The organism is Vibrio sp. DW001, from assembly GCF_029016285.1.
GTDB lineage: Bacteria > Pseudomonadota > Gammaproteobacteria > Enterobacterales > Vibrionaceae > Vibrio.
In genome coordinates this window covers 696667-709305 of sequence record NZ_CP091976.1, presented here as the reverse complement: position 1 = coordinate 709305, position 12639 = coordinate 696667, and the positions used below count along the sequence as shown (strand labels likewise).

The following is a 12639-nucleotide window of genomic DNA, read 5'->3' as shown; positions in this document are numbered from 1 at the left end:
GAAAAATAGTTTATGTTACTTCACGGCATCTGTGACAAATCAGGTTCAATCGATATATGAATGTTGTCACGGTATTCTCCGCCTCTTCTTTCTTTGGTTTCACCCACCACGAAGTTTATTGGTAAAGACGAACCAGACGTTGAGTCACCACTACGCCACTGACGGCCTGTCTTATGCATATCAATATTTTTATCCGCTATCGACATTCTATATTCGATATCCCATTTAGGATTAAGTGAGTCATGACGTAAGTTTCCATCATAGTCTGATTCAATGGAGATATAATATCCACCGGTACTCTGAATCCAGAGTCTTGGGGAGGAGCGTATACTCTTACCCGTCTCTAGTTCTCCAAAATCGAGGTCATAATGTCGTTGAGAAAGCCCGTAAAACTGAACCTTAGAAGTCGGCAGCACTTCAGCGTTAATATCCAAATAGAATTTTTTGCCAGTATAGCTTAGTAAGTTACTGCCATTTTCAATGACCGAAGCTTCTAACTTGTTTTGATAAACCCCAGCGCTCACCCATTGCTTACCTGGGAATCGTAACTGAATTTTACCCGTGGCATTGTTTTCAGTTAACGGGATGTACCATAATCCGTTTTTTTCAAATCCACGCTCTGCATGCCATTCAAATTTTAAGATCTCAAAGTTGGGGCTCTGCAAATGGTTAGAATTTCCACCGATATCGAGTTCAACAATTGCAGTGCAGTCCTGACCTTCAATATCTGCTCGTACTATATAATTTTGAACTAAAGGCGTATCACTGACAGAGAATACGTCATATCTGGACAGAGAAAACTGAGGCTCGATGCTTATTAATCTCGCATTACAATCTCCGTAAGCGTAGGTATTTACAGTCAATAGCAGTAAAGCTAAGAACCATCGTTGGCTATTATTATTCCACATATAAGTCTCCCAAGCGTATCAATACATCGCTTTCTTTAGGTAAAGTAATTTCAATCGACTTCGTGTCCTTTAGAAAAAGATCCAATCGGTACTTTCCCGGACGTAATCCGGAAATGGCGAATCGACCTTTTCTATTGGTAAAAAACTCGACTGGTTCGTTTTTACCGTCAGTTTTACCAAGATATATTGCTTCTCCAACAATCAGAGAAATCGGCTTACCTGTTTTCTTTTCAATGACGTTACCCATCACGGTTAACACTGAGTCTGAACCGACTTGTAGTTTGTATCCGCGTTTATACCCAGGGTATAGAGAGAACGCACCGTCGCCTAGGTCATAGCCTGGCGGTAGATCTTCTACATCAAATCCGATCAACTGAGGGTTATACGCAACCAGATCAGGTATAAGTACATTATTGGTAGAACGACTGATTACCCTCGCATATTCTGTGTTTCTTATTGGGTCTATTGCGACATTGTTTTCTGCTAAACTTGGATGTTTAGTCACAACAGCAAAGGCCTCACCGACTTGACGTCCAATAGCCACAGAGGTACCAGAAAAGGCGATCGCACTTGATAATTCTATTTGGCTATTGTGCGTCTGGGTCTCAAGATCTGTGTCGTCATAGCGAGTGTTATGGCTAGCGCTTACCGACATTCGATTGGCGGTATAATCTACCCCTGCATCGATATCTGCATCTGTATCTCGTTCTCTTCCCACTGAGGCATATGCAGATATACCACCAGTATTACCTATGCCTTCTCGGTAACTTGCTTCCACAGCCGCATAATCAGTATCGCTCTGGTAACGGGCAACCACTCTGGTTGCTTTACTAAGTGGCCAACTCAACGTAAGAGTAGTGTAGAACTCATCGTCTTCATATTCGTTCATTTGATAGTTAAATCGGGTGCTCCATGATGCGGGTGTCGCGAAAAGAGGACCGGAAAAGCTCGGACCGACAACGGCATAATTGTCGCTCTCTTCAGAGCCGGAGCTATAAGATAGGGACAACGCTGCCCGCATCCGGAAGCTGATATCCATCGAGCTGAAAAGAGAGACATAATGTTCAACAGTATTTAATGGTGTCGTCAACGAATCGAAGTCCCTAACACCAGAGAAATTTTCAGTCTGATAATCATAAATAAGACTGAAGTCGGGATTATATTCGTTATCACTGTCAAAACTTGCGTCGAATGCGAAGCGAAAAGCTTCCCCTCCTCCAATATCTGAATGATGGCTACTTGACGCCCATAGCTCTGTGGTTCCAAGTTCAGTAGCAAACAGAATCGAGCCGCCGTATTGATATAAATCTTCACGAGCTTGCCCATTAATACCCAGAGTTAACCAAGGTGTCACGCCTGCTTCTATGTAACCATGAAATAGTTGTTGGTCTGTAAAGTAATCTATTTCGTCACCGTTTATCTCACTGGGTAAACCATAGGCGATGCTGTATTCGAATTCGCCGCTATCAAGAAGGTCATTACCGGTAGCAACAGAAAACTGAAGTCGTTCTTCCTGACCGCTTGAGTCAGTAATAATTAATTCGACATCATTGTTACCTTGAGCGAGGGGAATATCATTTAGATTATAGCTCCCGGCATTCAAGGTCAGCCGCTGTACGACGATACCATCAAGCACTACGTCTACATTTGACGTACGTTGTAACGTGAAGCTCTGTGTTGCTCTTGGCCGAACATTTCTTGTTGGAATAAGAGTGAAATCTCTTGTCAGACCGACACCCAAAAGGTCAACGCCGTCCTGAAAAGCCGCGCCAGAATTATACATATCGCCCAAAACAAAACGTGTCCCCTGAGAAGGGAAGTCCATATTGAATCGGGTGCCTTCTCTAAGATAATATGATTCAGCGATATCGGAACTGACATATTCTGATTCGTACTCTAGGTTAGCCCTGCCTATATTGAATGCTGAGTCAAAACTACTTGTAAAACTGGTTTCACTCGTCGACTGATCATCTTTTTGAACCACCTGCGAGCCAGAAAGAGTGACATTGAGATAACCACTGGCCAATGAAGGTTCCAAATAGTTACCATAGTCACCTGCACCTTCAAAAGACAATTGCTGTGTTTGCAGCATTTCTGTAGGTATAGATATGACACTTTCTAGCGTTGAAAAATCAAATGTTAGGTCGAGTCCTACGCTTCTAAAATCTTTTTGAGATAGCTTATCATTTTGGCTTAGATCAGATAGTTGGTTGGTGGTTTCTTCTGAAATAAGACCTTTTAATATAAGCAGAGTATCGTTTTTAGGCAGTAATATCTCATCATCAGCGGTGATGATGAGCTGCGCTTCACCGATGACGCTATCACTAACTCTTAGAAGTGACATAAGTTCTATATCTCTTCCTGTTGGATTGAGTTTTGCTTGGTTTTCCTGCGCACTAACGAACGAAGAAAGTAGTACGACAGAGAAAACGAAGATGATCCTTGTTAACAGGTAATTCACTGCATCTGTCCATAATATTCCCCTGGCTTCACTTGTGTTTGTAATGAAAACTCAAAGGAAGTGGATGGGGCGATGAATCGTTCACCTAAAACACGGTCAATGGCATCTGCACTTTTTCTCTGCAGCCCTTCGAAACGAATGAGACTTAAATATGAGAACCGATCGCCTGAGTTTGTAATGACGGCTGTACCGTCTTCATCAACGACCAAAGTAATCTCAGCGGCCTGATTTTGAGAAAAAACATGTATCAAAGCGTTGTAGTGCATTTGCACTGAAATGCCTGATGCGTCTGTGTTGGCAGAAGCGAGAGGAGGCTGGCTAAAGCGGACAAAATAACTCTCGGATTGCGGCAACTCTTTGCTGCCTATCCACTGCAAACGAAAAACCTGTGATTTTCCCGGTTTCACCATGGCTGCAGGGGGGAAAATAACGAGGTTATCCTCATTGTTGTCGTGGGTTACAAATTCACCATTTGATAAGAACTCTAGTTTCTTAACACTGATTTCAAGTGGTATCTGCTGCGTCGAGTTATTCGTCACAACAACCTGTGCCATTCGTCCACTTTGAATTTCCATGTCGAGAACGGTGGGTGTAATAATAATGGCGATTACACTCGGACTAATTGTTGATATTAGCAACAGCCAGAAAGCGCGCTTCCACATGGCTTAATTCGCATTTTCTAGTTTGATATCGACTGTTTTGATATCAAATCCATCAAGCGCTTTCATAGTAAAAATACGTTTTGAGTTAGGCAGTACTAATGATCCACCAATTAATTCACCGATCTCAGAATTCTTGACGAATAATGAATGACTTTTATCTGAAATGGTCCAATTTGATCGGGTGATACGACCATAACTATTGCCTGAATTCTCTACCGACACTAACCAGTTATCTTCTTTTTTTGTCACACTATTTACGCTTAGATTTGGGTTGGTATTTTTTGGTCTGACATTGAGCAGGGTATCAAATTGCAACAAAAGGCCCAAAGAGGCTTGTTCTTGACCAGAACGTGACACTTTTACCTGACGGACTGAAATTCGATATGGTTTTGAAGTCGTGATTGATGGATTGCCTAAATATCGTACGATGACTGCTTGAGAACGTCCCGGTGCAACGATAGCGCTGGAAGGAATGACGAGCAAGTCATCCTCGGCAGATTCGGTGGTTTCTTTGCCATATTCATCCATAGTGAATGAGAGCGGGACTAATTCAATCGTTAGGGGGGATTCACCGGTATTGTCAATTCGCATGGTCATCTGTGATCCTTTCCCGATTGGCGCGATTTCGGCCAACATCGGTTGAACCTTATAGGCCAATGCAGATTGACTCACTAGAAATAGAAAACTAACCAAAAACAGCCTTGTTATTGTCATCCTAATACACTCCTTGTATTAAATGGGAGGCATAGCCTCCCATTGGAAAGTAAGGTAAGTATAGAACTAGTTTTGCGTTATTTGTATGGTCAGCGTATCAGAATAACCGCCTGAGAAGGTGGCAAGTTCTGTCGTGTCTACTTGCAACGTTGCAGGAACACCAGTGGCAAGAGTACCAGAACCACCATAAGATTGACTTGCAGACACATCATTTAAACCAGGGCCGCCAGGAGCGTTAAGCGTTAGAGGCGCTAAACCAGAAGGTGTAAATACGGCGTCATAAGTTAATGCAAAGTCTTCTTGATCATCTGATTCTAATCCACCTTCAGCACTGATTAGAGTTACTGTTGCACCATCGGCATCATTACATTGGATCCCCAAAGGAACATTAATAGTTTGGAATCCGGCATCAACCATACCGAAGTCGACCAGTTGAGAATTCATACCGGTAACTTCACACACCGGAGCTACAAAACCGACCAATTGAACATCACCCGCGTTCGCATTAACTGCAAAAAGAGCCGAAACTGAAATTGCACATAGAGTTAGTTTTTTCATTGAAATATCCTTTATCAATTTTTGATGATTAGCTGTTACCACTGACTGTAGTCTGAGGTCTTCCATATTCTGCCTGTTGCAAGTCGATTACGGGTCAACACCATGGATAGATGGGTATACATCTATCTCAATAATATCTTCGTAAAGCCCTGCATAGTGCAGACTTTCTTCTAGTGTCACTCTCATCACTCCTTCCGTTGTAAATGGAATGACACTGGAACTTTCAATTAACTTTGGTGACGATAGGTCTTTACTTTGCAATGTTCTGTTAATGCCTATCGAAGCCACGTCAATATTTAACTGGTACTGCACAACCACAGGGGTTTTACTCTGTTGCAAGCTCAAGCCGCCGTTTTGTGAATATAGCGACATACCCATGGGCTGATTGCACTGAATTTCAAATAAAACGCTTTTCTGAATGTCATTTGAGAAATCCAATTTGTCACCGCGATTAAAATTGATCTCGCAATGACTTTTTATGTGTCCGAATACGCTAAGAGAGAGGTCTCCATCTGATTCTGCGAAACCCATAACAGGTAACATCATCAAGAACGAAAGATAAGTTGTCTTCATAACCTTCTCTCTCCTAAGTTGCTTCATTGTTTGAAAGTAAGTGTAGTGGCGAACAGAAAACCGAAGGTATTAAGTTAGTTTGATGAAAATTTGAAAGTAGTAGTAAGGTATGAAGGAATTATGAAATTAAAGTTGTAGGCTGATAAAAATATCATTTAATTTCAATATCTTATATCTAAATAAAAATATTGTATTTCAAGTATCATTTTAGAAACAGATGAGAGTACTAATGCATGCTATATTTTCCCTGAAGGATTTATAGTTTATTAGTACGCGAAAAAGAAAAACTTATGTTGCTGGTTTAAAGGTATAATATGAACAAAACAAACTCATATGCTCTTCATCCAAAAAAAAATATATTGTTTTTTGGTCGAAGGAATATTCAGTCAAGTTTAATCAAGAAAGAATTAGAGAGTGCTACCAATATCCAAGTTACACAGTTTTCACATAACTCAGTTGTAAATTCGTTTACCTCTAACAAAATCGACGTTGTATTAATCGGCTATCATTCAATCAGTGATAGTGCTTATAGTGAGTTTATGTCATCAAGTACACCGGGACTCAGTGTGGTCATATACGACGTACCTACAGACCTGAAAAATGAAACAGAGTTGATGTCTTGGAACAGTCTAAGAGGTATTCTGTATGAAGATGCCCCGATAGAGCATTTGGTGCGTTGTGTTGTTGACGTAATCGATGGGGAACTTTGGTTACCTCGTCAGCTAATGTCTAAGATGTTGCTTCAGTTCAAAATGTTGTCTATTTCCTCCCCCACTTATGCTGATGATTTAACAAAACGAGAAAAAGAAATTTTAGATATGTTGGTGCGAGGACAAACCAATTTGCAAATTGCCGATCAACTTTATGTGGCGGAATGCACAGTTAAAACTCATATCTATAAAATTTATAAAAAACTTAATATTAAATGTCGCAAAGAAGCGATTACATTAGTTAATCGTTGTAATAGCCTTTATTAATCTAATATTCAATAATTAGGATAACCTCCAATATTAAAGTTTCCAACTCGATTTTGAATCTCCTCTATTACTTCAGGTTTGCCCACAATAATGTGTAGACATAATGCTTTAAGATAAAATACAGCTGCTTTATCCATACAATCCAACATGATTCATCGTTATATTGATCTCGCCTATTGCGTTGTTAGTCCTTGTTTGTTTTTGTAGGTATCTTGTGATTGGATAAAATTATCAAAAAGTAGCGTTTTAATAATTTCATGTGATAAATGGAGAAAAATGAGAAAGCGAAGAGGTGGACGTTACCACTTATTTTATGGCCTAACCCCCGCTTTATGTTAGTGATTTGTCGTTAACTAAGAGAATATCTGCATTTAGTATTCTATTACTCTATAAACCTCCGCTATAACAGCGTAGGATCAGGTAACTTTGGATAAAATACTAGGCTTGCACTCTGGTGCGCTAACAGAAAAAATTATGCAACTAACAGAAAATGCATCACTCAATCACGCGTTACTTATTTCTATTTGCACACCGCAGTTTAAAGGTGATGAGGCAGCAGAATCACTTGCAGAACTTGGTCGATTAGTGACTACACTAGGGTTTAAAGTGGTTGGAACGCAGTCGCAAATGCAGAGTTCGGGTCAAAAACAGAATGTACTTGGTTCAGGTAAACTGGCTGAGATAGCGCACCTCACTGGTAACAAGGGTATGTTTGAAGAAGAAGATTTTTCTGATGAGACGGATTTTGCTGAACTTCCTACAGAAGAACTGCCGTTTTCATGTGCGGATGTGGTGGTATTTGATTGCGATTTAAGTCCATCACAACAACGCAATGTGGAAAATCAATTAGGTGTAGAGGTGTTTGACCGTACGGGGATCATAATTGAGATCTTTAGTCGCCATGCTCGGACACGAACAGCACGCTTGCAAGTGGAAATCGCTCGTCTAAATTACTTAGCACCGAGGCTTAGAGATTCCACCATTGGTAATAAAGAACGCCAAATGGGTAAGGGTGCAGGCGAAACTACACTAGAGCTAGATCGTCGTAAAGTTCGTGACCAATTAGCTGAATTAAGGCGTGACTTGGCTAGTGTTCAAGATGAAATGAAAGGCCGGCGTACACAACGTTCTGAGATATTTTGTGTTGCTTTGGTTGGTTATACCAATGCGGGCAAGTCATCAATGATGCGAGCGATTACCGGTAGTGAGGTATTAGTAGAAAACAAACTTTTCGCAACACTTGATACCACGGTACGTGCATTGCACCCCGTGACTCAACCTCGAATACTCGTATCAGATACCGTCGGTTTTATTAAAAAACTACCCCATGATTTAGTTGCCTCATTTCATTCAACCTTAGCAGAAGCACATGATGCTTCGTTGTTGTTGTATGTGGTCGATGCCTCAGATTCTACTTTTCGTGCTCAACTTGATGTTGTTCACGAGGTATTAGAAGAAGTGGGTGTTGAAGGTATTAAAAAATTACTGGTACTGAATAAATCAGATCAACTGAATACTGAGCAACAACAGGCACTGATGGAAGAGTTTCCTGATGCTATGATGACTTCAACCCGCAATCCTCTTGATATCACTAAACTGCATAAATATATCGTTGGTGCCGCCGAGCATGACATGATTGAAGACGAGATTATTGTTCCTTACACCGCTAAAGGTATCATAGGTGAAATTCGTTCTAGCATGAGTGTCACTAAGGAAGAGTATGAGTATAGCCATATTAAGTTCAACGTACGGTCAAACGCTATTGACTTAGCACGGTTAAAAAAGCGAATGCTTAATCTATAACTAAGCAGGTGTGAACGGAGCCTCCAGCATAATATAAACCTCTCACTTTACGATGGTCATTCTTCATTAGTGAGAGAGATCTGGCTTATCAATGGTTTCAATAAGTTTCTTGTATTCGAGTGAATACAGTCGATAAAACAACAAGGTGAATCAATCGATTCGCCTTCTCATCTTCAAATTACAGTCTACTTCACGCCATGATGTCGTTAATCATGTTCAAACTAGCTCCATGATTCGCACATGGATGTTGACCGTTCTTAAGCCAACCTGATTATACTTTTCTTGCCCAAATACGTGATGTTTCGCCCGTTATTGCCCGCTTTTGATGCTTATATCAAAATACGGGCATCTAAGTGGCCGATAGCAGTCATTTGCGGTCATATCGTGACCTGTATCTAATTTTTACTCGCTTCACTTATTTATATTGTTCTCAACAAAGGAGCGAGGATATGCGGAAAAAACAAATTGTTAATTTGGTCAATAATGTAAAGCATATCTCTGTAGAAGAGCTGTCTTCTACTTTCTCAGTGTCAGTAGAAACAATTAGGCGAGATTTAAAGGCGCTTGATACAAAAGGGTTATTGGTACGGGTGCATGGTGGAGCGACGAGTAAAGAAACCAGTGACGTTGGAACCTCGTTTGCACATAGAGCAAAAAGTAATGTAGAAGACAAACAACAACTTGTTGAGATGGCAATTAGCTTGATAAAAGAGCAGTCGGTCATCGGTCTGGATGCGAGTTCATCAAGCTGGTTGTTAGCTCAATCAATGCCAAACATTAAATGTACTGTAGTGACTAACTCTATAAATATCATTAATGCCTTAGAGAAAAAGAACAATATAAACATCATTAGTTTGGGTGGTAATTATTCAGAAAAATATAAGTCATTTTATGGAATAATTGCTAGGAATACCTTGAGTAAAATGTCGCTTGATTTATGTTTTATATCCTGTGTTGGGGTCGATTTAAATAGTGGTGTGTGGGATTCAAATGAATATAATTATGAAATAAAACAGTCGCTCATATCGGTGTCAAGTAGAACTATTCTTATAGCAGATAAATCTAAAATAAATAAAAGAAGCTTATTAAAGGTTTGCGATTTGGATGCCCTAGATTGTTTAATAACTAATGCGGAAATAACAAAGAATGAGAGTGATAATCTCGAAAGTAAGTCGATTATAATTAATCCACGAAATGATGTCGATGCCGAGATTATTCTAGGTGCCCTATAAAAATATATCAAGTATATGGTTTAACTAGTTGTCCATCTGATTATATAAAACGATCTAACATAATTAGGTGGCGAAAGGGAATTAATATGGATAATGGAATTACTTTTTTTATATACGAAACAAGTTATTTTGTTTTTAGAGAAAGTTCAAAGGTAAATTTAAATTATGAATCTCAATCTTTGCCCAGCCAAAGAGTAGAGAGTTTACATTTGCAGGTCAATAATGGGTAACTTTATGGACACTACAATTTTAAAAATGGATAACATTACAAAGCGATTTCCTGGAGTGTTAGCGCTTGATAATGTGAGTTTTAACTTAAGACGTGGCGAAGTGCATGCTCTTTTAGGTGAAAATGGTGCGGGAAAATCGACGTTGATGAAAGTGCTTTCGGGAGTCCATATTCCGAATGATGGTCAGATTAGTTTCGAAGGGCAACAAGTTAAACTTACCTCGCCTATCTCGGCTCAGGAAAAAGGCATTGCTATTATTCATCAGGAATTTAACCTTTTTCCTGAACTGAGCGTGGCAGAAAATATTTTTATTGGTAGAGAGTTTCGTGGTAGCAATCAGTGGTTACTTGATGATGTATCTCAAGCTGATGCCGCTCAGGCGCTTCTAGATAAACTCAATTTAAAGATCAGCCCTCATACACTAGTTGAAAAATTAACTGTTGCTCAACAGCAAATGGTCGAAATTGCTAAAGCACTTTCAGTCAATGCCAAGATACTTATTATGGACGAACCTACCGCTGCATTGACAGAAAGTGAGATTAAAAGCCTGTTTAAGGTAACAAACATGCTGAAGTCTCAAGGCGTTGGTATTGTTTATATATCCCACCGATTAGAAGAACTTGTACAAATAGCCGATCGAGCAACGGTCATGCGGGATGGTTGTTTTATCGGAACGGTTGATTACGCGGCAACGACCATTGATGAATTGATTGCGATGATGGTTGGAAGAAACTTAGGTGATATTTTCCCTAAGCGAGGCAATAAACCCAGCAAGGAGATCGTACTAGATGTCAAAAATCTCAATCGTAAAGGGGTTCTTCACGACATCAACTTCAACTTGAGGCGTGGTGAAATACTCGGTTTTTCAGGCCTAATGGGCGCTGGTCGTACGGAAGTCGCTAGAGCATTATTTGGTGCCGATGCTATCGACAGCGGTGAGATTTCTCTCTTTGGTAAACCCGTTACTATTACCAATGTTCACAAAGCGATTGAACTGGGTATTGGCTACTTGACGGAGGACAGGAAAAAAGAAGGTCTAGCATTAGGGCTGTCTGTCAACGTCAATACAATGCTCAGTAGCTATAAACAGTTTTCAAATAAATTTGGAATTATTGATGAGCAATCCTGTTTCAATAAAAGTAATGATTTAAAAGGAAAGCTTAAAATAAAAACGCCAGATTTAGATCAACTGGCAGGGAATTTAAGTGGTGGTAACCAACAAAAAATAATCATAGCGAAGTGGATTTGTAAAAACACTGAGATACTTATATTTGATGAACCTACACGTGGTATTGATGTTGGAGCGAAGTTAGAGATATATGAATTAATAAATAAACTAACTGAGCAAGGTAAATCAATTATTGTTATATCGTCTGAGTTGCCAGAAATATTGGGCATGTGTGACCGAATTCTGGTAATGAGAGGTGGAAGGATTACCGGAGAATTAGAGTCAGAACGTGCTACGCAAGAAAATATTATGAAATACGCGACATTAGAAGGGTAAAATGATGCTTAGTAATACAACAAAACTCACCGCTAAAAAAGATTTCTTTTTAAATAAAGAATTGCTAATGAAACTAGCACCATTAATTAGTTTAGTGCTATTGATGATATTTTTTAGTATAGGAACACCTTATTTCCTTAATCTGTCCAACCTTTTAACTGTGGCATTACAAACTGCTGTTATAGGTATCATGGCCATTGGTGTCACTTACGTAATAATTACCGCGGGTATCGACTTGTCACTAGGGTCTGTAATGGCCTTCTCTGGTGTCGCTGTTGGACTTGCTGCCTCTATCGGACTTCCTCTTTGGTTATGCGTATTAGCCGGTGCATTAGCAGGATTCCTTTGTGGTTGCCTCAGTGGTTTCTTAGTCACTCGAGCGGCGATTCCTCCTTTTATTGCAACGTTGGGATTGATGATGTCGGTTCGTGGTATCAACTTAGTGTTGACCGATGGCCGAGCGCTATATTTCCAAGACTATCCTACTTTTCGAGTCATCGCACAGGGCCGCTTATTTGATTTGATCCCTTACCCTGTTATCTATTTTGCCGTAATCGCCCTTATTTCTGCTTACATTTTGAAGCGTACTGTTATTGGCCGGTATATCTATGCCGTAGGTAGTAGCGAAGATGCAGCGCATTTATCTGGTATTAAAGTGAATCAGGTAAAAATGTTTGTGTACTCATTTTGTGGCTTATTAACCGGTGTAGCGGGTGTCATTTTAACGTCACGATTGAATTCAGGACAGCCGACAGTGGGTGTCGGATATGAATTAGAAGCTATTGCCGCAGTGATCATCGGTGGCACCAGCCTTATGGGCGGAATTGGGACTATCGGTGGAACCATTATCGGAGCACTGATTATGGGCATTCTGAAAAATGGACTTAATTTAATGGGGGTATCGCAGTTTTGGCAAATGGTTGCAATGGGCATTGTGGTTGTTGCGGCTGTATATCTAGACACATTAAGAAAGAAAATGAAATAACAAAAATAACAACTCTTATCCTACGTACACGG

Annotated in this window: 11 protein-coding genes; 5 read left to right on the top strand and 6 right to left on the bottom strand. The window is 40.1% G+C overall.

The genetic code is table 11. The features are described 5' to 3' along the window. Positions 1–20: 20 nt before the first annotated feature. From L3V77_RS20565 to L3V77_RS20540, 6 genes are all read right to left on the bottom strand, one after another. Positions 21–908, bottom strand: a complete 888-nt coding sequence (locus L3V77_RS20565) for a hypothetical protein (protein ID WP_275138102.1) — start codon at positions 906–908, stop codon at positions 21–23. Further along, the gene (locus L3V77_RS20560) at positions 898–3252 is read right to left on the bottom strand and encodes a fimbria/pilus outer membrane usher protein (protein WP_275138218.1); all 2355 of its coding nucleotides are present in this window, start codon (positions 3250–3252) and stop codon (positions 898–900) included. The genes L3V77_RS20565 and L3V77_RS20560 overlap by 11 nt, the downstream gene beginning before the upstream one ends. 113 nt (positions 3253–3365) lie before the next feature. Beyond that, on the bottom strand, positions 3366–3944 hold the full coding sequence (locus tag L3V77_RS20555; protein WP_275138101.1) for a fimbria/pilus periplasmic chaperone: 579 nt from the start codon (positions 3942–3944) through the stop codon (positions 3366–3368). 90 nt (positions 3945–4034) lie between these two features. Then, on the bottom strand, positions 4035–4745 hold the full coding sequence (locus L3V77_RS20550; protein ID WP_275138100.1) for a molecular chaperone: 711 nt from the start codon (positions 4743–4745) through the stop codon (positions 4035–4037). A gap of 66 nt (positions 4746–4811) precedes the next feature. After that, positions 4812–5303: a hypothetical protein gene (locus L3V77_RS20545; protein ID WP_275138099.1), complete on the bottom strand. Its 492-nt coding sequence runs from the start codon at positions 5301–5303 to the stop codon at positions 4812–4814. 87 nt (positions 5304–5390) lie between these two features. Continuing rightward, complete coding sequence (locus L3V77_RS20540; RefSeq protein WP_275138098.1) at positions 5391–5876, bottom strand: hypothetical protein; 486 nt, start codon at positions 5874–5876, stop codon at positions 5391–5393. Positions 5877–6190: 314 nt separating this feature from the next. Here L3V77_RS20540 and L3V77_RS20535 point away from each other — a divergent pair, with 314 nt between their 5' ends. From L3V77_RS20535 to L3V77_RS20515, 5 genes are all read left to right on the top strand, one after another. Continuing rightward, a complete protein-coding gene (locus L3V77_RS20535; protein ID WP_275138097.1) occupies positions 6191–6853 on the top strand; it encodes a response regulator transcription factor in 663 nt (220 codons plus the stop codon). Positions 6854–7327: 474 nt separating this feature from the next. After that, positions 7328–8656, top strand: a complete 1329-nt coding sequence (gene hflX, locus L3V77_RS20530; RefSeq protein WP_275138217.1) for a GTPase HflX — start codon at positions 7328–7330, stop codon at positions 8654–8656. A 449-nt stretch (positions 8657–9105) separates the two neighbouring features. Next, a complete protein-coding gene (locus L3V77_RS20525) occupies positions 9106–9888 on the top strand; it encodes a DeoR/GlpR family DNA-binding transcription regulator (RefSeq protein ID WP_275138096.1) in 783 nt (260 codons plus the stop codon). Positions 9889–10122: 234 nt separating this feature from the next. Beyond that, entirely contained in the window at positions 10123–11622 is a 1500-nt protein-coding gene (locus tag L3V77_RS20520) for a sugar ABC transporter ATP-binding protein (protein WP_275138095.1), read from the top strand. A 67-nt stretch (positions 11623–11689) separates the two neighbouring features. Continuing rightward, positions 11690–12607, top strand: coding sequence for an ABC transporter permease (locus tag L3V77_RS20515; protein WP_275138094.1), 918 nt, complete (start codon positions 11690–11692; stop codon positions 12605–12607). Positions 12608–12639: the final 32 nt, after the last annotated feature.